At 71.0% G+C, this 23,448-nt stretch carries 15 protein-coding genes; 11 read left to right on the top strand and 4 right to left on the bottom strand.

The genetic code is table 11. The features are described from left to right. Positions 1–44 precede the first annotated feature (44 nt). From IF64_RS0103180 to IF64_RS0103165, 4 genes are all read left to right on the top strand, one after another. A complete protein-coding gene (locus IF64_RS0103180; RefSeq protein ID WP_030530467.1) occupies positions 45–1,460 on the top strand; it encodes an Nramp family divalent metal transporter in 1,416 nt (471 codons plus the stop codon). Between the two features lie 191 nt (positions 1,461–1,651). Beyond that, positions 1,652–3,088 carry an NAD-dependent succinate-semialdehyde dehydrogenase gene (locus IF64_RS0103175; protein ID WP_030530466.1) on the top strand — a complete coding sequence of 479 codons (1,437 nt, stop codon included), beginning with the start codon at positions 1,652–1,654 and terminating at the stop codon, positions 3,086–3,088. A 273-nt stretch (positions 3,089–3,361) separates the two neighbouring features. Then, a complete protein-coding gene (locus IF64_RS0103170) occupies positions 3,362–5,614 on the top strand; it encodes an RCC1 domain-containing protein (protein WP_169741918.1) in 2,253 nt (750 codons plus the stop codon). Between the two features lie 72 nt (positions 5,615–5,686). After that, entirely contained in the window at positions 5,687–6,832 is a 1,146-nt protein-coding gene (locus IF64_RS0103165; RefSeq protein ID WP_030530464.1) for a polysaccharide pyruvyl transferase family protein, read from the top strand. Positions 6,833–6,883: 51 nt separating this feature from the next. Here IF64_RS0103165 and IF64_RS0103160 read toward each other — a convergent pair whose 3' ends face one another. Next, on the bottom strand, positions 6,884–8,074 hold the full coding sequence (locus tag IF64_RS0103160; protein ID WP_030530463.1) for a glycoside hydrolase family 64 protein: 1,191 nt from the start codon (positions 8,072–8,074) through the stop codon (positions 6,884–6,886). A 503-nt stretch (positions 8,075–8,577) separates the two neighbouring features. Between IF64_RS0103160 and IF64_RS0103155 the strand changes: the two genes are divergently transcribed. From IF64_RS0103155 to IF64_RS0103125, 7 genes are all read left to right on the top strand, one after another. After that, positions 8,578–9,849 (top strand): glycine cleavage T C-terminal barrel domain-containing protein, encoded by a 1,272-nt coding sequence (locus IF64_RS0103155; protein WP_246134714.1) that lies wholly within the window; start codon positions 8,578–8,580, stop codon positions 9,847–9,849. Continuing rightward, positions 9,846–10,772: a methylenetetrahydrofolate reductase gene (locus IF64_RS0103150; protein WP_030530461.1), complete on the top strand. Its 927-nt coding sequence runs from the start codon at positions 9,846–9,848 to the stop codon at positions 10,770–10,772. Before IF64_RS0103155 ends, IF64_RS0103150 begins: the two co-directional genes overlap by 4 nt. Before the next feature lie 3 nt (positions 10,773–10,775). Continuing rightward, positions 10,776–12,467 (top strand): formate--tetrahydrofolate ligase, encoded by a 1,692-nt coding sequence (locus tag IF64_RS0103145; protein WP_030530460.1) that lies wholly within the window; start codon positions 10,776–10,778, stop codon positions 12,465–12,467. Between the two features lie 13 nt (positions 12,468–12,480). Next, positions 12,481–14,994 carry a GcvT family protein gene (locus IF64_RS0103140; RefSeq protein WP_030530459.1) on the top strand — a complete coding sequence of 838 codons (2,514 nt, stop codon included), beginning with the start codon at positions 12,481–12,483 and terminating at the stop codon, positions 14,992–14,994. A gap of 24 nt (positions 14,995–15,018) precedes the next feature. Next, positions 15,019–15,795, top strand: a complete 777-nt coding sequence (locus IF64_RS0103135; protein ID WP_030530458.1) for an electron transfer flavoprotein subunit beta/FixA family protein — start codon at positions 15,019–15,021, stop codon at positions 15,793–15,795. Between the two features lie 5 nt (positions 15,796–15,800). Beyond that, entirely contained in the window at positions 15,801–17,012 is a 1,212-nt protein-coding gene (locus IF64_RS25130) for an electron transfer flavoprotein subunit alpha/FixB family protein (protein ID WP_169741917.1), read from the top strand. A gap of 385 nt (positions 17,013–17,397) precedes the next feature. Continuing rightward, complete coding sequence (locus IF64_RS0103125; protein ID WP_030530456.1) at positions 17,398–19,743, top strand: MMPL family transporter; 2,346 nt, start codon at positions 17,398–17,400, stop codon at positions 19,741–19,743. Between the two features lie 144 nt (positions 19,744–19,887). Here IF64_RS0103125 and IF64_RS0103120 read toward each other — a convergent pair whose 3' ends face one another. The 3 genes from IF64_RS0103120 to IF64_RS0103110 all read right to left on the bottom strand — a co-directional run bounded on the left by IF64_RS0103120 (position 19,888) and on the right by IF64_RS0103110 (position 23,332). Continuing rightward, positions 19,888–20,499 (bottom strand): TetR/AcrR family transcriptional regulator, encoded by a 612-nt coding sequence (locus IF64_RS0103120; protein WP_030530455.1) that lies wholly within the window; start codon positions 20,497–20,499, stop codon positions 19,888–19,890. 66 nt (positions 20,500–20,565) lie between these two features. Then, positions 20,566–21,060, bottom strand: coding sequence for a (2Fe-2S)-binding protein (locus IF64_RS0103115; RefSeq protein WP_030530454.1), 495 nt, complete (start codon positions 21,058–21,060; stop codon positions 20,566–20,568). Between the two features lie 13 nt (positions 21,061–21,073). Further along, complete coding sequence (locus IF64_RS0103110) at positions 21,074–23,332, bottom strand: molybdopterin cofactor-binding domain-containing protein (protein ID WP_246134888.1); 2,259 nt, start codon at positions 23,330–23,332, stop codon at positions 21,074–21,076. Positions 23,333–23,448: the final 116 nt, after the last annotated feature.

Genomic DNA, 23,448 nt, shown 5'->3' with positions numbered 1-23,448 from the left:
CCACGGCCTTCCGGCGACGACGCCGACCCGAAGGGAAGCCCGCCATGTCCACGAAAGACACGCCGCACACTCCGGTCGAGGATGCCTACCGTCTCCGTGACGAGGACGTCCGGGAGGCGCCCACGACGATGCGGGGCCGGCTGCGTCATCTCGGCCCGGGCATCGTGCTCACCGCCTCCGTCGTGGGCTCGGGCGAACTGATCGTCACGACGTCCCTCGGCGCACAGGCGGGTTTCGTCCTGTTGTGGATGGTCATCGTCGGCGCGGCGGTGAAGGTCTGGGTCCAGATGGAACTGGCCAGGTGGGCGATCCTGCGCGGCAAGACGGCACTGGCCGGCTACGCGACCGTGCCACCGCGGATCGGCCGGATGGGCTGGATCAACTGGCTCTGGATCGGACTGGACCTCGCCAAGAACTTCCAACGCGGCGGGGTCATCGGCGGGACCGCCGCGGCGTGCTCGATCCTGTGGCCGATCGTCGGGCAGCCCCTCAGCAGCGGATCGCTCGCCACGTGGGCGGTGATCGTCACGGTGGTGACGGTCGGACTGCTGCGCAGCAACCGCTACAGCGTGGTCGAGTTCATCACGACGTGGTCGGTGGCGCTGTTCACGCTCAGCACCGTGGCGTTGGTGCTCGTGCTGCCGTTCACCCCGTTCGCCTACGACGGCGGCGACTTCGCGGGCGGACTGAGCTTCGCCATCCCCGCGGGCACCGTGGGCCTCGCGGTCGCGATGTTCGGTTCGACCGGTGTCGGCGCGGACGACATGACCAACTACACCTACTGGTGTCTCGAGAAGGGCTACGCCCGGTGGACCGGGCCGGACGACGGCAGCGAGGAGCGGGCCCGGCGCGCCGAGGGCTGGATCAAGGTGATGCAGCTCGACGTGTTCGTGTCGTGGCTGACCTGCACGGTCGCGACGCTGTCGTTCTACGTCGTCGGTGCGAGCGTGTTGCACCCACAGGGCCTGGTGCCCGAGGGCAACGACGTCATCACCACCGTGTCGCGGATGTACACCGACACGCTCGGACCGTGGGCGGAGACGCTGTTCCTCGGCGGCGCGATCATCGTGTTGTTCTCGACCAACATCGCCTCGGCGGCCGCGGTGCCCCGCCTGTGGACCAACACGCTCGGGTTGCTGGGCGTGATCGACTGGCACGACGTGCGGGTGCGGGCGCGGGTGCTGCGGATCTTCACCGTCTGCCTGCCCGTGCTGTGGCTGTGCATGTTCCTGTTCGTCCAGTCGCCGCTGGTGATGATGCAGATCGGCGCGATCGCCACCGGGATCTTCCTGCTCGCCGTGCTCTTCGCCGTGTGGCGGCTGCGCACCCGTGAGGTCGACGCCCGGTTCAAGCGCAGCGGTTGGCTGACCGCCGCGTTCGTCGTCAGCAGCGCCTCGATCGTCGCGCTGGCCGCCTACACCGTGCTCGAGGCGTTCGTGCCCGGGATCTCGGGTGGGTGAGGGTGGCCGTTTCGGGACGGTGGCGTTGATCGCGGTTCCGGTGGGGCGGCGCGGCCGCCGGAACGTATACGGTCGAGGGTGGACCGGAGGCGGCCGACGTCGGCGCATCCGGCCCGTTCGCGACGGATGCCGATCGCATCCGTCTGTGCCGTGATGCCGCGCCTGGAGCGCACGCCCGAAGGAGGACTGCGATGACCTACCCGGACACCCAGCTGTTCATCGACGACGAGTGGAGCGATGCGGCCGAGGGACGCTGGATCGACGTCCACAACCCGGCGACCGGGCAGGTGATCGGCCGGGTGGCGCACGCGAGCAAGCAGGACCTGGATCGGGCGGCCGAGTCGGTGCGCCGCGGGTTCGAGGTGTGGCGCGACTACACCCCCGCCCAGCGCGCCGCGATCATGCACAAGGCCACGGCGCTGGTGCGCGAGCGCGCGGACGAGATCGCCGGTCTGATGACCCGGGAACAGGGCAAGCCGCTCGTCGAGGCGAAGGGGGAGATCCTCGCCGCGGCGGACATCATCGACTGGTTCGCCGACGAGGGCCTGCGCGTGTACGGCCGCACGGTGCCGCATCGCGCGAATCCCGCCGTGCAGCAGCTCGTCGTGAAGGACCCGGTGGGGCCGGTCGCGGCGTTCACGCCGTGGAACTTCCCGATCAACCAGGTCGTGCGCAAGCTCGGAGCCTGCCTGGCCACCGGATGTTCGATGATCGTGAAGGCTCCGGAGGAGACGCCGGCGAGCCCGGCGGCGCTCGTGCGTGCCTTCCAGGACGCGGGCCTGCCCGCGGGCGTGCTGGCGCTGGTCTACGGCGACCCGGCGGAGATCTCGGAGTACCTGATCGCCCACCCGGTCATCCGGAAGATCACGTTCACTGGTTCGACGGCCGTGGGCAAGCAGCTCGCCGGGCTGGCGGGCCAGCACATGAAGCGCGTCTCGATGGAGCTCGGCGGGCACGCGCCGGTCATCGTGTGCGAGGACGCCGACGTCGAACTCGCGGTGAAGACCATGTCGAAGGCGAAGTTCCGCAACGCCGGTCAGGTGTGCATCTCGCCGACCCGGTTCCTCGTGCACGAATCGGTGCGGGCCGACTTCGCGAAGGCGCTGGCCGATGCGGCGACCGCGGTGAAGGTCGGGGACGGACTCGCCGACGGCACGGAGATGGGCCCGCTCGCCAACACCCGCCGGGTCGAGGCGATGGAGCGGCTGTACGCCGACGCCGTGGAGCGCGGCGCGACGGCGCTCGCCGGCGGCGAGCGCGTCGGCGACGCGGGTAACTTCTGGGCGCCGACGATCCTCGACGAGGTCCCGTCGGAGGCCCGCGTGTTCAACGAGGAGCCGTTCGGGCCGGTGGCGGCGATCCGCGGATTCACCGAACTGGACGAGGCGGTCGCGGAGGCCAACCGGCTCTCGTACGGACTGGCCGGGTACGCCTTCACGCGCTCGCTCGCCAACGCCGACGTGCTGACCCGGCGGGTCGAGGTCGGCATGCTCTGGATCAACACGCCCGCGATGCCGTCGGCGGAACTGCCGTTCGGCGGGGTGAAGGACTCGGGCTACGGCTCGGAGGGCGGCCACGAGGCGATGGAGGCCTACCTCAACACGCGCGCGGTCACCATCGCGCACTGATACCGGCACTCGACGCGTACGCCGATCGCCCGGAACTGATCGCCCGGAATTGATCGCCCGAGGTCCCCGCGCCCGTAGAGGGTGCGGGGACCTCGGCGTGTTCCGTACCCGGCGGGTTCGGCCTCGCTGTGCCACCCGGTCTCGCTGTGCTACCCGGTTTCGCTGCGCCACGGTGGCACCTGCCTCGCCATGCGGTCGTCGACAGCCGGCCTCCGTGTGCCGGTGGTACCGCCGACCCGCGTAGCGGCCGGTTGTCGCACTCCGAAGTGGGGTATGCGGGCACGTAGGGGCGGCGGACGGCACACCCACGTCGCCACGCCCGGCCCGCGGGCGGATCGTGACAGCGACCATTCCGGCTCGGACGAGGGCAGGCGAGGCGACGTGACGGGACGCGACAGGGCGCGTGGACGGCACCGCCGGGTCCGCGTGGCCACGGTGCACCGGTCGGTGATCGCCGCGGTGCTGGCGGCGGTGGTGATGCTGGTGTTGATGACGACGAGCAGCCAGGCGTACTTCTCCGACCTGGTTGCGGGCTCGAGCACGGCCTCGGCGGGCCATCCGGGCCTGGAGATCCGGGACATGACGATCGGCGGGCAGGCCGCGGGCAGCGGCAGCACCCTGGAACACGGCAGGCCGTACGAGCTGGCGTTCACGGTGGCCAACAGCGGCACCGCGCCGTGGCGCGGCGATCTCACCCTGTTCGACTACATCGCCGCCGAGTCCGGGGAGGACATCGGCGAGCGCGGGGTCGTGCTGGTGTGGCCGGGCGGCACGCCGCAGACGGAGATCGCCGAGGCGGTCGCCGCGGGCGAGCACTCGGGCGCCAGCGTGATCACCCCCGAGACCGCCGACACCGGCGACATGCCGGGTGCGGATCCGCCCACGACGGGACAGGCGGTGCCGCTGCCCACGCTGACTCTCGGCGCGGGCGAGCAGCAGGCGTACTCGTTCCAGGTCGTGTTGTTGTCGAACCGGATCAGCGCGGGCGAGGACGGGACGACCCAGGTCGTCGACGGCTACGAGGTCGTGTCGATGCCGGTCCACTTCGGAGCGTCGGCACAGGCGACGGGAACCGCGGGCGACTACCGGACAGGGTGGACCGGCAGCGGCAGGCAGGCCGTCGAGGCCATCGCGAGCGTCCGGGTCAACACCCCGCCGACGCTGACCGACGCGGGGGCGAACACCACGCCGTTCCTCGGGCAGGTGGGCGACGATCCCACGACCGACGAGTACCTGCGCGGGCTCGTCACCGCCACCGACGCCGAGGACGATCCGGACGGCGACGGCTCCGCGCTGAAGGGCAGCATCACCTGGAACTCGGACTTCGACCCGGACACACCCGGCCCGTGGTCGGCGACGTACGCCGTCAAGGACTCCACGGGTGCGGATGCCGACCCGATCAGCCTGGCCGGGGAGACGTGGACGTTCGGCGGGATCGCCAACGGCCGGCGCCACACCCTCGCCCTCGACTCGCTGGGCCGCGTGTGGGTCTGGGGTCACGGTTCCAGCGGCCGGCTCGGCCTGGGCGACAGCGGTGAGGCGACCGACGACGCCCGCGTGCCCACGATGCTGCCCGCCTTCGACGGCGGCAGCGACGCGACCCGCGTGGTGGACATCGCGGCGGGATTCTCGAGTTCGTACGCGGTCACCGCGGACGGCCGGGTGTGGGCGTGGGGCCACAACGCGTACGGACTGGGCAACGGCAGCACCCAGAGCGACCACCCGGTGGCATTCGACCTGCCCGAACCCGCGGCACAGATCTCCTCGAGCCACGACACCACCGGTGTGGTGACCACGGCCGGCAACGTCTACGCCTGGGGACAGAACGGCTACGGCCAGGTCGGCGACGGCACGACGGCGACGAGGTCCACGCCCGTGCGGGTCGATGTCTCCGGGGTCGCGCAGCTGTCCATGGGCTACTACACCGGTGGGGCCGTGACCACCGGCGGCGACCTCCACACGTGGGGGTGGGACGCCTACGGCCTGCTCGGCGACGGGTCGGACACCCACGGCGACGTCGGCAACGCGCCGACGAGGATCAATGCCGACGGCACCACCTACGGCATGGTCTCGATCGGTCAGCTGCACGCCCTGGCCGTCACCACCGAGGGTGTGGTGCACGGCTGGGGTCACGACGGGCAGTCCCGGCTCGGCGGCCACGGAGCCGAGGACGCGCCGGCGTCCATGGGCCTGGAGTCGTACGGTCCGGCCACGCACGTGGCCACCGGCTACGACCAGTCGTGGGTGGCCCTGGCCGACGGACGCCTCGTCACCGCCGGCCACAACGACCACGGCGAGCTGTTCTCGGGCAACACCACCACGCGCGGCTTCGACCTCGCCAGCGACGACAACGCCCGCGACGTCGTCATGGCGGCGGGAAACCACGCCAACGCGTTCTTCCTGCGCTCGGACGGCCACGTGTACGCCATCGGGTGGAACGACGACCACGAGCTCGGCGACGGCACCACCACGACGTCGACAGCGAAGGCGGTCCGCTGGGGATTCGACCCACCATCCGTTCCGTGATCCGCCCTGTTCCCGAGGGACTTCGCGGAGAGGTCCGTGCGGGGTGCGGTCGTGCTGTTACCGTGCGTCGGTATGTCTCGTGCCGACTCGGCGTCACCGCGCCGGATCTACCTGATCGGTCCCACCGGCCTTCCCAACTTCGGTGACGAACTCCTGGCCGCGACGTGGCTGCGGTACTTGGCGCGCGTCGCGCCGGAGGCCGAGGTGTGGCTCGACTGTCACACGCCGGGCACGGCCCAGGTGATGCTCGCCGGGCTCCATCCGAATCTGCGGTGCACCAACACCCTGTGGCGGCTCAGCACGGAGGCCGCCCCCTCCGACGACCCGTGGCAGGTGGCCGCATGGGTGCGCAAGGTGCTGCACGACCCCGGGATGGCACCGCGCTGCCATCCCGGGGTCGAACTGCTGGGGCAGATGGACGTCGTCCACATCATCGGCGGCGGGTACGTCAACGCGCTCTGGCCGCAGCACGTCGGCCTGCTCGCCGGTGCCGTGGCCGCACGCGAACGTTCCGGTGCGCGGCTGGCGCTGACGGGACAGGGTTTCGTGCCCCACGCGCCGGGCAGCGAGGAACTCCTGCACGCACTCGTGGCGCACTTCGACGTCGTCGACACGCGCGACGAACCGTCCGCCGCACTGCTCGCCTCCGCCGGTGCCGAGGCCACGTGCGACGACGTGTTCCTCGACGTCCCCACGCCCGAGCAGCACGACAAGGCGCGCCGGTTCATGGTGTGCGTGCAGTCGGACATGGGCGCGCTCGAACCGCCCGCGCTCGCCGGTCGCGTCCTCGGCCTGTTGCGCGGGTGGGAGGTGAAGTCGAGCGAGCTGACGTTCGTCGAGGCGATCCCGCGCGTCGACCGCGCGGTCTACGACCTGATCGCGGCCGAGCTCCCGGACGCCGAGTTCGTGCCGATGTCGGCGCTGTGGCGGCGCGGCATCCCGGCCGCGGCCGACCAGGTGTGGATCTCGACGCGCTTCCACCTGCACCTGCTGGCCGCCGCGGCCGGTGCGCGCGGTGTTGCGGTGAGCGTGTCGCCCGACTACTACGACACCAAGCACGGCAGCCTGATCCGGTTGGGCAGCGGATGGTCGATGATCGACGCGGCGGGCACCGACGTGCCTGCCGTTCCCGAGACCGGCGGCTTCTCCGCCGACACCCTCGACATGCTGGCGACGATGAAGGGCATCGTCGCCGAGCACGTCTACGGCGACCGGTGACTGGCCGTTCCCGGGCCCGGCGACACACGCTGCCGGGCCCGGGAACGTGGGTCAGCGCAGCGCGCCGAGCGTCAGGGTGAAGACCTCGGGGTCACCGGCGTTGACCTTGCCGCTGTGGTCCTCGCCGCCGTCGGAACTCACGTCGTCGTAGGCGAACGCGTAGCCTTTCCCGTCCGGCAGGTTCTCGTGCACGATGCGCGCGTAGTGATTGGTGACCTCGGCGTCGTAGAACGTCGCCGGGTCCTCCTCGTGCGGCTGGTTCGGATTGATCAACAGCGTCGTGCGGTTGAACGCCGCAGCCAGCCGCGGCACGATGGCCAGCCGCTCCGGCGAGTCGCTGTCGGGGTTGTTGGCGAACGGCCCGCTGTTGCACCCCCAGATGTCCACTGAGGACGGCTTGGCGAACCGTTCGGAACCGAAGACGAGCTCGGAACCCTCGACACGGCCTTCCAGAATGCCGATGTCGTCGCGCTGGGTGTCGACGAACAGGGTCTCGTTCGCATACTTCGCGTAGACCTCGTCGACGTACGGCTCCAGGTACCCCTCGAACTCGCCGGCGCGGTGGTTCGGATTCAGCACCCGCACCACCGCGCCGTCAGCCTCCTGCACGAGCGTCGGCCAGGAACCACCCTGGTCGCGCAACGCCTGCGCGACCTTGTCCATGCCGCCGGTCGGCATGCCGGGAACCTCCTGGTCGCCGCTGGCCGCCTGGAGGTGCAGCGACACCGGGGCGGCGACGAAGTCCACGTAACTGATGTTGGCGTAGAGCTGCTCGGCGTTCAGCGTGAACTCGGCGAACGTCCAGTCCTTGCCGAAGTTGGCGTCGGCGTCGGACACGAAGTCCGGGTGCACGACGGTCGTGGTGCCGTCGGCGGCAGCGGCGACCTGGAACTCGAGCTTGTCGTCGGTGACGAAGTAGACGCGGGCGCCGTACATGCGCGGAACGCTCACCTCGACGCTGCCGTCGATCGCGATCGACGGGTCCTCGTCGAGCGGCTGCGGTTCGGCGCCCGCGGCCTCGGGGAAGTACTCGGTGCCGTCCTGGCGGACGAACACGGGCTTGCCCTGTGCGTCGGAGAACCCGGCGATGTAGGCGTGTGCCGTCGTGCCGGAGTCGTTGCGCAGGACGAACGTCAGGCGTTCGGGTGCCGCCGAGGCGAACGGCGCGCTGATCGCGGGCGCCCAGAACGGCGAGGTGAGTGCTGCGGCGGAATAGCCGAGAAACCGTCTACGAGAAACCACGGGTACCTCCAGGTGATGGCGCCGCCGTCGGGGGTGGCGGCGGATCCGTGTCGTGAACGGTTACGAGAGTCTGCCGACCTGGGGCCGAGCGCGGCACCCGACGAAAGAAGGGCACCGATCACAGTCACACAGCATCCAACGACACCGAACAGCGGTTGACGTGGAGGTGGACGGGTAGTCCGAGACCGTGCGCGGTGCGCGGAACGGCTCGACGGGAGGGCCGGAAGCGAGCGTGGAGCCCTCGCGCGGCCCGCTGTCGCCGCGCCGGGAAAATCGCTGGGTTTCGCCTGGTCGAGGCGATGATCTCGGCGGCGCGGAAACCGCTGTCACACCTCTTGACGCCGGATGTGCGGCGGCCCATCCTGGGGTCACGCGGTTTAGTAATACAGAACTCGTTGCGCAGGACGCAACCGCGCGCATCGCAGACGCGTCGGCGACGAGGCGGCGGGCGTTCGCCCAGTACGCACTTCACATCGAACCGGGCCGGACAACGAGGTGGCCCCATGACCGATGCCATGAACACCGCATTCGACACGCGCGTCGGCGCGGCCTTCGACTCGGGCGCGAGCAGCGGCCTCGGCACCGCACCCGCACCGAACGGGGCCGGTACGGACGGCGCACCCGCGGTCCTGCTGTACACGCGACTCCGGAAATCCCCGTATTTCTGGAAATCCCGTGCTGCCGGCGCCGCGATGTACAGCGTGTACAACCACACCTATCACCCCCGGCACTACGGCGACCCGGTCGGCGAGTACTGGGCGTTGCTGCAGGGGGTGACCCTCTGGGACGTCGGTGTCGAGCGTCAGCTCGAGATCTCCGGGCCGGACGCGTTCGACTTCACGAACATGCTGATTCCCCGCGATCTCAGCAAGTGTGACGTCGGGCAGTGCAAGTACGTCTTCGTCACCGCGCCCGACGGCGGCATCATCAACGACCCGGTGCTGCTCCGGCTGGAGGAGAACCGGTTCTGGCTGTCACTGGCCGATTCGGACGTCCGGCTGTGGGCGCTCGGGCTGGCGCACGCGGGCGGCTGGGACGTCCACATCGGCGAGGCCGACGTCGCGCCGCTGCAGGTGCAGGGTCCGCTCGCCAAGGACGTCGTGCGCGACCTGTTCGGTGATGAGGTGCTGGAGGTCCCGTACTACCGCCTGCGCGAGTTCACTGTGGACGGTATGCGGGTGGTGGTCAGCCGCACCGGGTACTCCGGCGAGATCGGTTACGAGCTCTACCTGCGGGACGCATCCCGCGACGCCGAACGGCTGTGGGACGCGGTGTGGGAGGCCGGGCGTCCGCACGGCATGCGGCCGATCGGCCCGTGCCACATGCGGCGGATCGAGGCCGGGATGCTCGCCTACGGCTGCGACATCACGCTCGACACCAATCCGCTCGAGGTTGGCTACGACTACCACTGGATGGTCGATCTCGACCAGGAGGCCGACTTCGTCGGCAAGGCCGCGCTCGCTCGCGCACGTGAGGAGGGCGTGTCCCGGCTCATGGTGGGGCTCGAGATCGGCGGCGAACCGCTCGGCACCTACAACGACGGCTCGATGATCGAGCCGTACGCGGTGCTCGACACGGCGGGCCGCACCGTCGGCACGGTGACGAGTGCCTGCCGATCGCCTCGGCTCGAACGCAACATCGGGCTGGCGATGGTGCCCGTCGGGCTCAGTGGCACCGGCACGGCCGTCACGGTGCGGACCCCGGACGGGATCCGGGACGCGGGGGTCGTCGACAAGCCGTTCGTCGATCCGCGGAAGGAGACTCCGAAACGATGAGGGCGCCACGGGCACGGAACCGCCGCACCGCACGGGCGCTCGCGCCGCTGCTGGCCCGCCCGCGGTACGAGGTGCTGCCCGTGCGCGGGGTGCTCGAGGAGACCGGCGCACTGCCGGAGCACACCGTCGTCACCGTCACCGCCTCGCCCCGGCGCGGGACCGGCGCCACCGTCGAGCTGTGCGAGAAGCTCGCCGCGCAGCGGTTGCGTCCGGTGCCGCACCTGGCCGCCAGGCAGATCACCGGAGGCGACGAGCTGGCGGGCGTGCTCGATCGGCTCGCCGGTTCGGGGGTCGACGAGGTGTTCGTGGTCGGCGGTGACGCGACGGAGCCCGCCGGGCCGTACCCCGACGGCCTCGCGCTGCTGCGCGGCATGGCCGAGCTGGGCAGGCTGCCCGCGTCGGTCGGCGTCGCGGCCTATCCGGAGGGGCATCCGGTGATCGACGACGAGGCCCTGTGGTCGTCCCTGCTGTCCAAACAGGACTACGCGAGTTACGTCGTGACGCAACTGTGCTTCGACCCGGACGCGATCGCGACGTTCCTGTCCCGCGCCCGCGAACGGGACGTGCGACTGCCGGTTGTGGTCGGGGTGCCCGGGGCCGTCGACCCGGCCACGCTCGCCAGGGTCGGAGCGCGGATCGGGGTCGGGGACTCGCTGCGGTTCGTCACCGCCCACCACTCGCTCGTGCGGCGGTTGCTGCGGCCGGCGGCGGGCCGGGACGCGGTGCTGCGCGGGCTCGCCGATCTCATGAGCGGATCCGCGCCGAGTGAGGCGTCCGATCGGGTCGGCGGACGCCGGGCACCGGTGCCGGCCGGACTGCACTTCTACACGTTCAACCGGGTGCGGGCCACGGCCCGCCTCGTCACCGAGCTCTCCGACGCGCCCCGGGAGGGCGCACGGAGAGCGCAGGGAGGGGAGGGGTGAGTCATGCCGTCGGACCTGGAGATCTCGCGCGCCGCGGTCCGCAAACCACTGTCGGACGTCGCCGCGGACATGGGAATCCCCGCCGAGCTGTTCGAACCGTACGGACGGTCGGCAGGCAAGATCGCGCTGGACGCGATCGACGCACTGGCCGACCGGCCGCGGGCGAAGTACGTCGTCGTCACGTCGATCACCCCCACCCCGCTCGGCGAGGGCAAGACGACCACGACCGTCGGCCTGGGTCAGGCGTTCGGGCACATCGGCACACGAGGCGTGATCGCGGTCCGGCAGGCCTCGATGGGACCGACGTTCGGCATCAAGGGTGGGGCGGCCGGTGGCGGCTACTCCCAGGTGGTGCCGATGGAGGCGGTGAACCTTCACCTCACCGGTGACCTGCACGCCGTGACGTCGGCCCACAACCTGCTCGCGGCGATGGTCGACAACCACCTGCACAAGGGCAACGCCCTCGACATCGACCCGCTGGAGATCGCCTGGCGGCGCGTGCTCGACGTCAACGACCGCGACCTGCGGCAGATCGTGACCGGACTCGGGGGACGGCAGGACGGCCTGCCGCGGCAGACCGGCTTCGACATCACCGCGGCCAGCGAGGTCATGGCGGTGCTGGCCCTCGCACGGTCGCTGCCGGACCTGCGGGCACGGCTCGGGCGCATCGTCGTCGCCTATGACCGTGCGGGCAACCCGGTGACCGCGGAGGACCTGCACGCCGCGGGCGCGATGTGCGTGCAGCTACGCGATGCGCTGCAACCGAACCTGTTGCAGACGACCGAGCAGACCCCCGCGCTGGTGCACTGTGGACCGTTCGGCAACATCGCCCACGGCAACTCGTCGGTCGTCGCCGACCTGATCGGCATCCACTGCGGCGACTATCTCGTGACCGAGGCCGGCTTCGGCGCGGACATGGGCGCCGAACGGTTCTTCAACATCAAGTGCCGCACCTCGGGGCTGGTACCGGACGCCGCCGTCGTCGTCGCCACCGTCCGCGGGCTGAAGGCGCACACCGGCCGGTACCGCGTCGTGGCGGGACGCCCGCTGCCCGACGAGATGCTCGAGGAGAATCCCGACGACGTCCACGCGGGCGCGGCGAACCTACGCAAGCAGATCGCCAACGTGCGGGCCCACGGCGTGACGCCGGTCGTGGCGGCGAACGCGTTCCCGGGTGACCACGAGAGCGAGAAACAGGCCATCGTGGACGTCGCGGCGTCGGAGGGCGTGCGCGCGGCGATCACCAGCCACGCGGCGAAAGGCGGCAAGGGCGCGGCCGAACTCGCCGAGGCCGTGGCCGAGGCGTGCCGCGAGCCGAACCACTACACCCCGCTGTACCCGGACGAGCTGTCGCTGACCGAGAAGATCGAGACCGTGGCGCGGCGCATGTACGGCGCCGACGGGATCGAGCCGAGCCGCACGGCACGCGCCCAACTGGACGCCTACGAGTGCCACGGGTTCGGCGCGTTGCCGGTGTGCGTGGCGAAGACGCACCTGTCGTTGTCGGACGATCCCGCCCGCAAGGGCGTGCCCGAGGGATGGCGACTGCCGATCCGGGAGGTCCGGCTGTCGGCGGGCGCCGGGTTCGTCTACCCGATCTGCGGGGACATGCGCACCATGCCGGGCCTGTCGTCGCGGCCCGCGGCCGAGCACATCGACATCGACGAGGCAGGCCAGGTCGTGGGGCTGTCCTAGAGGAGTGATCGAGATGACCATGCTGCAGCGAGCCGACGTCGTCGTGATCGGAGCGGGCATCGTCGGCAACTCCGTGTGCCACCATCTCGCCGAGGCCGGGTGGCGCGACATCGTCCTGCTCGACAAGGGACCGCTGCCGGACCCGGGCGGATCGACGGGCCACGCGTCGAACTTCATCTTCCCCGTCGACCACTCGCGGGAGATCACCGCGCTGACGACGGATTCGATGCGGCAGTACGAGAAGCTCGGCACGCTGATCACCTGCGGCGGGGTGGAGGTGGCGCGCGAACCCGCCCGCGTGGAGGAGCTGAAGCGGCGGATGGCCTCGGCCCGCGCGTGGGGCGTCCCGGCCGAGCTGATCGCACCGCGCCGCGTCGCCGAACTCGTGCCCTTCGTCGACCCGGACATCCTGCTGGCCGGATTCTGGACCCCGTCGGTCGCCGTCGTCGACCCGTTGCAGGCCGGAGCCCTGATGCGGGAACAGGCGATCGCACAGGGCGCCCTGACCGTCTCCGCGAACACCGAGGTGACCGACATCCGCACCCGTGCGGGCCGGATCGAGGCCGTCCGCACCGACCGGGGCGAGATCGAGACACCCCTCGTGGTCGTGGCGAGCGGCGTGTGGAGTCCGCGGATCGCGCGCCTGGCCGGTGCGTCCATCCCGCTCACGCCCGCGGTGCACCAGATGATGGACGTGGGGCCGATCGCGGAGTTCGAGGCGACCGGCACCGCGATCGCGTATCCGATCATCCGCGACATGGACGCCCTGATGTACGAACGGCAGAGCGGGGCCGACCTGGAGATCGGGTCCTACGCGCACCGGCCGATCCTGCACGAACCCGACGACATCCCGTCGAACGAGGCCGCCGCGCTGTCGCCGACCCAGCTGCCGTTCACCTCCGACGACTTCGACCCGCAACTGGAACAGGCCCTGGAACTGTTCGGCAGCATCCTCGACCGTCCCGACGCGGGAGTGCGCCACGCGATCAACGGGCTGCTGTCGATCACCCCGGACGGCGCACCGGTACTCGGACCCTCGCCCGAGGTGGACGGGTTGTGGTCGGCCGCCGCGGTGTGGATCAAGGAGGGCCCCGGCGTCGGCCGCATGCTGGCCGAGTGGATGACCCACGGTGACACGGAGTTCGACCTCCACGGCGCGGACATCGCGCGGTTCTACCCGCACCAGCGCACGCGCGAGCACGTGCGGGCGCGCGCCGAGGAGGGCTTCAACAAGACCTACGGCATCGTGCATCCGCGCGAGCAGTGGGAGTCGGGCCGGGGCCGCAGGCTCTCGCCGTTCCACGCCAGGCAGCAGGCGCTCGGTGCGGTGTTCTTCGAGACCGGCGGCTGGGAACGGCCGCACTGGTACGAGTCCAATCGCGACCTGGTGGAGGAGTTCGCCGAACGGATCCCCGGCCGGCCGCACGAGTGGGACGCCCGATGGTGGTCGCCGGTGATCGACGCCGAGCACCTCGCCCTGCGGGAACGCGTCGCGATGATCGACCTGACGGCGTTCGCCCAGTTCGACGTCCAGGGTCCGGGGGCGCTGGACTACCTGCAGCGGCTGACGATGGCGCAGCTGGACCGACCCGTCGGCAGGCTCTGCTACACCCCGGTGCTGACCCCGGGTGGCGGGTTCCGCAGCGACCTCACCGTCGTACGGCTGGCGCAGGACCGCTTCCGGGTGATCACCGGTGGTGCGGACGGCGCTCGCGATCGGTTCTGGTTCGAGAGCCATCTGCCCGACGATCGGTCGGCCTCGCTCGTGGACGTCACCTCGGCGGTGTGCACGCTGGGCCTGTGGGGGCCGCGCGCACGGGACGTGCTCGCCGCGACGACCGGCGACGACGTGTCCGACGCGGCGCTGCCGTTCGGCACCGCCCGGTGGATCGACGTCGCCGGCATGCCGGTGCTCGCGCTGCGGGTGTCCTATGTGGGCGATCTCGGTTGGGAGCTGCACGCGCCGTTCGAACACGGGCAGGCGCTGTGGGACGCGATCGCCGAGGCGGGTGCACCGCACGGGATCGTGCCCGCCGGTATCGGTGTCTACGGCACCACGGGCAGGCTCGAGAAGGGCTATCGGCTGATGGGGGCCGAACTGGACGGCGAGTACGACCCCGTCGAGGCGGGGCTCGCGCTGCCGAAGGTCAAGGTGGCCGACTTCATCGGTAAGGACGCCTACCTGGCCGCGCGCGAACGCGAGCCGGCCGCCACACTCTGCACGCTCACGGTCGACGACCACACCTCCGCCGACGGTCTCGCGCGGTATCCGCAGGGCGGCGAACCGATCCTCACCGGTGAGGGCGAGCGCATCGTCGACCGCAGGGGCCGCGGCTCGTTCGTGACCAGCGCCGGCCGCGCCCCCTCGCTCGGGCAGTACCTGCTCATGGCGTACCTGCCGGGCGAGTACGCCACGGAGGGCACCCAGCTGCAGGTGGAGTACATGGCCGAGCGGTATCCCGTCACGGTCGCCCGCGTGGGCCGGACCCCACTGTTCGATCCCGACGACACCCGTATGAAGGCGTGAGGCGCCGGGAGAAGGGAGCCGGTCGTGGACATCGTGGTCTGCATCAAACGGGTACCCGCACTGGGCTCGCAGGTGCCGCTGACCGACGACGGGACGGCGGTGGACACCCGGCATCTCGGCTTCACGATTGGGCCGCACGAGGAGTGCGCCATCGAGGAGGCCGTCCGTCTGGTCGCCCAGCACGGCGGATCCGTCACCGTGGTCACCGCCGGCGAGCAGGAGGCAGCCGAGCAGCTCCGCTATGCGCTGGCGATGGGTGCCGACCGCGGGGTCCTCGTCGACATCGGACGGTCCGAAACCGACCCGCAGATGACGGCGGAGGCGCTCGCGGCCGGTGTGACCGGTGGCTCGGCTCCGGACCTGGTGCTGGTCGGTGACACCTCCGCCGACGCGGGCCACGGCCAGGTCGGACTGCGCCTGGCGGCCGCGTTGGGCCTGCCGGTCGTCGGCGGCATCAAGGGACTGCGGTGCGAACGCCCGGAGCATTCGGCCACCGGCGGGAGCGTCCGGGCGAGCCGGGACGGCGACGCCGGGACCGAGGTCTTCGAACTCGTCCTGCCGGCGGTGGTCGCGGTCAAGGAAGGGCTCAACCTGCCCCGCTATCCGACGCTGCCCGGCCGGCTGAAGGCGAAGAAGGCGCAGCTGCACGTGGTGGCCTACGACCCCGGCGCAGGACGGGGACTGCGCACGGTCGGGCTGCGCACCCCACCTGACCGGCGAGGCGCGGCGATCCCCCTGGGCCGGGGCGCCGACGCGGCCCCCGCCGTGGTCGACGTACTGGCCGGACTCGGAAAGGTGTGACGACCGTGCTGATCCTGCTCGACGACCCGGCGCAGGCCGCCGACCTCGCACCGCAGGCCCGTGGGCTCGGCGAGCGCGTGGACGCCGTGATCATCACCGACGACCCGGCACACACCGACCCGGTGGGCCCCGGGACCGTGAGTGCCGGAACTGTGGAGGCCGCCGGTGCCTGCGGTGTCGGCCGGCTGTACGTGACCCGGCACGAGCTGCTGGCCTCCTATTCTCCGGACGCCTGGGCCGCCGTGGTCGCCGAGCTGGTCGACCGGATCCGGCCCGAGGGCGTGCTCGCCACGGCGGGGACCCGGCCGGCGGAGGTGCTCGCCCACACCGCGGCACGCCTGGGCGCCCCGCTCGCGACGCACTGCGTCCACATCGACGACGGCGCCCAACTCGATGACAGCGCCCACGTCGGCCACGCCGGGTTCCCGGACACCGGCGGCACCGGCCGTGGTGCGGGGACGGAGACGTGGCGGATCACCCGAACCCGCAGTGGGGGAGTACTGCTCGAGGACGCCGACCTCACCGCACCGGTGCGCATGGCGACGGTCGCACCGGGCTGCACCGTCTCGGGCGCGCGGCATCCGGACGAACCGGCGGACAGCCGCGCGTGCGAGGTCGTCGACGTCGTCCCCGAGCTGTCGCCCGGTGACGCGCGGGTACGTCTGGTCGAACGCACCGAGGGCGAGCGGGGACTGTCGCTGTCGGCGGCACCCGTGGTCGTCTCGGGAGGACGGGGCGTCGGCAGCGCCGAGGGATTCACCGCGCTGGAGGAGCTCGCCGACGCACTCGGCGGGGTCGTCGGATGCTCGCGCGTCGCGACGAGCAACGGCTGGCGGCCACACCGCGACCAGGTGGGCCTCACGGGCACGAAGGTGGCCCCCGAGCTGTACATCGCGTGCGGCATCAGCGGCGCGACCCAGCACTGGGTCGGGTGCATGGACTCGACGGTGATCCTGGCCGTGAACACCGATCCGGAGGCGCCCATGATGCAGCGCGCCACGTACTCCGTGGTCGGCGACGTCCACGAGGTCCTGCCCGCGATCCTCGCCGAGCTCGGCCGCCGCAGGGCCGGTGGATCTTCCGCCGCGACCACCCCGGACTCTGCCACCCCGGACTCTGCCACCCCGGAACCGGCCGTGCCGGACACGAGCGCCCCGGATGCGAGCTCCCAGGGTTCGGCCGACGCCGTGTCGGGCCTGCCCGCACGGGGTACCTGAGGCTGGGCTGCCTCGGCGGCGAGCAGCGCGCGGTCACGGCGAGGGCCGGGCGGATCACTCGCCCTGATGGTCCGGTGCACTCGGCCGTGTGCCGGACCATCGGCGCACTGTGACGGGCGCACGCGGCGATCGCCCCTTCGGGTCATGTACAGTGGGCGTGACGCCGTAAGATACGAGCCGTATCTTACGGCCTGCGCGTGGGTACGCCGCCGCTCTCGGAGCCGGTCACGTCGACGTCGAAGACGTCGGCCACGCCCGCGCATCCGGCCTCGCGGCACGCAGCGGGGGAGCTGTGTGCGCCTCGGGCCGATCCCGCCGGCAACGGTGCCGGCCACCGTGCGACACGAGCCACAGTCCGTCACGTCTCCAGGAGCCGAATCCGCGCATGGCACAACTTCTCTTCCGCCTCGGTAGGTCCGCGTACCGACGGTGGCCGTTCTTCCTGATCGCCTGGCTCGTCGTTCTCGGCGGGGTCGGCACCTTCTCCGTGACCCAGTCGGAGCCGATGTCGGATCAGTTCACGATCCCCGGCATCGAGTCCGTCGAGGCGGCGGAGAAGCTGCCGGAGATCCTGGACGGGCAGTCCTCGCCCACCGACGAGGCCGGTGTCCAGGTGGTCGTGCAGGCGCCCGAGGGGCAGCAGCTGTCCTCGCCGGAGAACATGCGTGCGGTCGACGCACTGATCGACGATCTGCGCGACATCGAGAGCGTGCCGCAGGGCGAGCAGGACCTCGTCGGCCCGGTGCAGATGGCGGCGGCGACCGAGCAGCAGGCCCTGCAGCAGGCTCGCCAACAGGCCGAGGCGCAGGGGCAGCCGTTCAACCGGGAGGCCGCGCTCGAACAGGTCCGCCCGCAGCTGGCCGCCTCGTCGCCGCTGTCGGAGGACGGCCGCACCGGCCTGCTGGACTTCGCGCTCGACGTCGACAAGGTCGCCGACGTCGACCCGGCGACCCAGGACCGGATCCTGCAGACCGTCGAGGACCACTCCGCCTCGTCGGACCTGCGCATGGAGGTGCGCGGCTCCGGTATGCAGGTGATGGAGTTCGACAGCACCGCCGAGATCATCGGCATCGTCATGGCGCTGATCATCCTGGGCCTGACGTTCGGTTCCCTCGTGTCGGCGGGCATGCCGGTGGTGACCGCGGGCGTCGGTGTCGGGCTGGGCTCGCTCGGCATCTCGGCGATGACGGTGTTCAGCGACGACATCACCTCCACGACCCCGATCCTCGCCACGATGATCGGCCTGGCGGTCGGCATCGACTATGCGCTGTTCATCCTCGCGCGCTACCGCAGCGAACTCGAGCACACCGACGACCAGGCGACCGCGCTCGGCATCGCCGTCGGCACCGCGGGCTCGGCCGTCGTGTTCGCCGGTCTGACGGTGATCATCGCCCTCGCCGCGCTCAGCGTCGTCGGGATCCCGTTCCTGACCGCGATGGGACTGGCCGCCGCGGCCACGGTCGCCATCGCGGTGCTCGTCGCGCTGACCCTGCTGCCCGCGGTGGTCGGCATGCTCAAGGGCAAGACCTTCGGCCTGACGTTCCGCAAGTACCGGCCGAAGCGCGAGGACGACGGCAAGATCGTCAACAACGGTGTCCGCTGGTCGAGGTTCATCGGCAAGCGCCCCCTGGCGTGGACCCTGCTGGTCGTCGTGGCGCTCGGCGTCCTGGCCATCCCGTTCAAGGACCTGCGGCTCGGCATGCCGAGCGACTCGACGGCGCCGGAGGACTCCTCACGGCGGCAGGCCGCCGAACTGGTCAGCGAGGCCTTCGGGCCGGGCAAGCTCGACCCGATGATGCTCGTCGTCGACGCCCGCGACATCGCCGACGACCCGCAGGCGCAGCAGGCCGCCTACCAGCAGGCCCAGCAGTGGGCCGCCGAGCAGGACGGCGTCCGCCACATCGTGCCCGCGCCGGGCGGCGACAAGGGCACGATGATCATGCTGCAGCCCGAGTTCGGCCCCGAGGACGCGCGCACCGAGCAACTGCTCGACAACCTGCGCAGCGGGGAGGCGGACTTCGAGAACCGCACCGGTGTGGACCTCGGCATCACCGGCACGGTCGCGATCATGGCCGACATCTCCCAGACGCTGAACGACGCGCTCGTGCCGTACCTGGCGATCGTCGTGGGCCTGGCGTTCGTCCTGCTGGTGCTCGTGTTCCGCTCCCTGCTGGTGCCGCTGACCGCCACGCTCGGGTTCCTCCTGTCGGTGCTGGCCACGCTCGGGGTGACCGTGGCGCTGTTCCAGGAGGGCTGGTTCGGGCTCTTCGACGGCGGGCCGATCGTCAGCTTCATGCCGATCCTGCTGGTCGGTGTGGTCTTCGGGCTGGCGATGGACTACCAGGTGTTCCTGGTGACGCGGATCCGTGAGGCGCACGTCCACGGCGCGACGTACCGCGAGGCGATCGTGGACGGCTTCCGCAACTCCGCGAGGGTGGTCACCGCCGCCGCGTTGATCATGACCTCGGTGTTCGCCGGCTTCGTCCTCATGGACGACGTGATCATCAAGTCCATGGGGTTCGCCCTCGCCGTGGCGGTCGTGTTCGACGCGTTCGTGATCCGGATGCTGCTCATCCCGTCGCTGATGTACCTGATGAAGGAAAAGGCGTGGGCGATGCCGAAGTGGCTCGACCGGATCATCCCGAACGTCGACGTCGAGGGCGAGAAGCTCGAGCGACCTCACATGGCGGGCCACTACGCCGATTCGGACAAGAAACCGGCCCGCGTGTAAGACGAGTCGGACCGACATCCGGCCCCCGGGGACCGCGGTCACGCGCACGGCGCGGGCCGCAGGCTCCGGGGGCCTTCGGCTGTCCGGGTACGCCGGTGGCGATCACCCCGGCTGCCACCACGTGCGCCCACCGGGCCTGCGGGCTCAGTCCGTTGCGGATCCGCCGTGGTGCGTGCGGGTGAGCATCGGCATGCAGATCGTGTCGACGATGTCGGTGACGGCCGCGTCGTCCACGTGGCCGTTGAACAGCATCTCGTGGCTCAGCAGCGCGAGCGGGAGCATGGCCACGCGGTCCGGCAGTGGTTCAGCGGGCAGCTCCCCGCGGGCGCGCGCGTCACCGAGCGTGCGCAGCAGTGCCTTCTCCGCCGGTGCCGAGGCCAGTTCGGCCAGCTGGGGGAGGAGGTCGTCGTCGATCTCGGCGATCAGCCGCCGCACCGTGTGGATGCCCAGCTGCTCGAACCGCCGTGCCAACGCGGTGCCGAGCGCCACGAGGTCGTCGCGCAGACTGCCGGTCGTCTCGGCGGGCAGATCGGCGGGGGACGAGCGGATCAGTGCGTCGATGACCATCTGGGCGCGGCTGGTGTATCGGCGGTAGATCACCGGTTTGCTCGTCTGGGCACGGTGGGCGACCCCGTCGAACGTCAGGCCCGCGTACCCGCGTTCGAACAGTTCGCCGCGCACCGCATCGAGGATCGCCTCGCGCAGTTCCTCGCCGCTGCGGCGCGTCGCGCGTGCCGGGTCGCTGTGCTCACTCATGCCGGGGAGCCACTCTACCCGCCCGCGCCCACGCCGACCTCATGCGCGAGCGGCGTGGGCGGGAGGTCACATGTTCTTCTCGCCCTCCCGCACGGCCTCGCGGATGCGCGTGTAGGTGCCGCACCGGCAGATGTTGCGGATGCTGTCGAGGTCGGCGTCGGTGATCGTCCTGCCCTCGGCGCGGACCTTGTGCACGAGGGCCACGGCGGCCATGATCTGCCCCGGCTGGCAGTACCCGCACTGCGCGACGTCCCGGTCGAGCCACGCCTCCTGCATCGGGTGCAGTCCGTGCTCGCCGCGCGCGCCGTCGTCGACCTGGGACGGCAGTCCCTCGATCGTCGTCACCTCGTCCGATTCGGACAGTGCGCCCACGGGGACGGCACACGGGTTGAACGCCTTGCCGTTGATGTGGGACGTGCAGGCCTTGCAGACGTTGATCCCGCAGCCGTACTTCGGCCCCTTCACCCCGAGCAGATCGCGCAGTACCCAGAGCACGCGGACGTCGTCGGCGACGTCGACCGTCACCCGCTCACCGTTGACGATGAAGGTCTGTTCAGGCATGTCGACTCCGCTCTCAGTAGGTGTGGTCGAGACCGTCGGTCGGGGACTGCGGCACCGGTGGCGTCCGAGGCTTGGGCTCGAACGACAACGTCCGGTGGTTGATGGGGAACTCGGTCGGCATCGTCCCGGTGGCCCTGGCGTAGGCACACGCCACCGACGCCGCGGCCGCCGCGACGCCCGCCTCGCCGACCCCGCCGGGCGGTTCGGTGGAGTCCAGAACGACCACCTCGACGTCCGGCGGCGTGTTCCACTGCCGGGTGTAGAAGTAGTTGTCCCAGCTGGCCTCCTCGAAGTGGCCGTCGCGCAGGTGGAGGCTGCTGGTGAGCGTCATCGCGATGCCGTCGTTGATGCAGCCCTGCATCTGGGCCTCGATGCCGCGCGGGTTGATCGGCCGTCCACAGTCGATGACCATCGTCGCCTTGGTCACGCGCGGACCGGTCACGGCGTTGCGGACCTTGCGGTTGACCGTCTCCGGGCGGCAGTCGATCTCCACGATGCACGCGGTGACGCCCTTGTACTCCACGTGCACGGCCACACCCTGGGCCGTGCCCTTCGGCATGTCCTTGCCCCACTCGGCCGCCTCGGCGGCCTTCTCGAGCGCGGTGCGGAGACGTCCGTTGCGGAGGAACTGGAGGCGGAAGTCGACGGGGTCCTTGCCCATGCGCGCGGCGAGCTGGTCGACGATCAGCTCGTTGGCCGTGCGCACGTCGGGCGAGTAGATGTTGCGCATCGAGCTCGTGTTGAACCGCGTGTCGGTCTCGACGAGCGTTTGGCCCACGGCGCCGAAGTCGTACGGCATGATCGTGGTCAGCAGGAAGATCGTCTGCGAGAACGGCAGGTTCCCCAGACCGGCGGGCAGGTCGGCCGCCTTGGCGGTGATGATGTCGCCCAGGCCGTGCCGGAAATCGGTCTCGACGCTGGTGTGCTGCTGTTGCAGACCGAGCACCTGCTCCCCGGCGAAACTCGCGCGCACCCGCGAGGTCGCCAGCGGGTGGGTCCGGCCGACCCGGGCGTCGTCGGCCCGGTGCCACATCAGCTTGACCGGAACGCCCATGGCCTTGCTCGCCCGCGCCGCTTCGATCGCGCCGTCGGAGAACAAGCGCCTGCCGAACGACCCCCCGCCCTGCACGACGTTGACCGTCACGTTGTTCAGCGGCACGCCGATCGCCTCGGCGATCAGACCCTGCGCCACGTTGGGATTCTTCAGGCTCGCCCAGATCTCGGCACGGCCGTCGCGCACGTCGGCGATCGCGCTGTTGGTGTCCATGGCGGAGTTGCTGCGGAACCAGAAGGTGAAATCACCCTCGACGGTCTCGGAGCCGGGAGCGCTCGGCAGGGTGGGAATGACCTTCTCGGCGGACCGGACGTTGGCGAGCACGTCCTCGTCGGACAGTCCGGCGACCGGGCCGTCGTTCCACTCGACGTCGAGCGCGCGGACCGCGTCGATGCACTGGCCGAACGTGGCTGCCCGCACGGCGACACCGGTGGGGATCACGGCGACGTGCGTGACCCCGGGCATCTTGCGCACCTGGTCGGCGTTGCGGACCGACTCGGGCGTGCCGTTGAGTGTGGGGGCGCGGCACACCATGGTCGGCAGCGCGTCCGGGACGTCGAGGTCGGTCGTGAACTCCTTGGTTCCCGTGACGGCGGCGAGCGCGTCGATCCGGTTGACCGGGGTGCCGACGACCGCGTGCGCGTTCTCGTCCTTGAGCTCGACCTCCACGGCCTCCGGCTTGTCCTTCGCGGCCAGCGCGGCGAGCCGTCCGTAGTCGACGCGGCGGCCGTCGGGCGCGAGGATCTGCCCGAGGTGGGCCGTCAGGGCGTTCGCGCTGTCGCCGAGCAGGGTCGCGGCGGCCTGCAGGAGCGCACCCTTCGCGATCGCGGCCGCGACGCGGATGGGCGTGTACATCGCGTGGATCGTGTTGGACCCGCCGGTGATCTGGTTGAACAGCAGCTCGGGCCGCGCGGGGGCGAGCGTGACGTGGACCTTGTCCACCGGCAGCTCGAGCTCCTCGGCGATGATCATGGCCGCGGCCGTGGTGATGCCCTGGCCGACCTCCGCGCGCGGCAGCGCGAACGACGCCGTGCCGTCCTCGTTGATCGTGACGGTGATGAGCTGGGACGTCGGTGCCGCGGCGAGCGTGAGCAGGTCGCTGAGGTCGGCGATCTCGGCGGGCTGCGGCAGGGTGGGCACCTCCGCGCGGGCCGTGCCCTGCAGCAGTCCCAGGTCCGCCGCCGCCACGACCGTGGCACCGCCGAGCAGATAGCCCATGAACCGGCGCCGGTCGACCGTGAGCCGGGTGTCCGAAGTGGTCACGGATACACGCTCCTTTGCGCGGGGGACACGGCCGGGCGAGCCCGCTGCCGCGTGGTACGTCGATGTACCGC

It is taken from the genome of Prauserella rugosa, from assembly GCF_000719975.1.
Lineage (GTDB): Bacteria > Actinomycetota > Actinomycetes > Mycobacteriales > Pseudonocardiaceae > Prauserella > Prauserella rugosa.
This window is presented reverse-complemented; position numbering and strand designations above follow the sequence as displayed.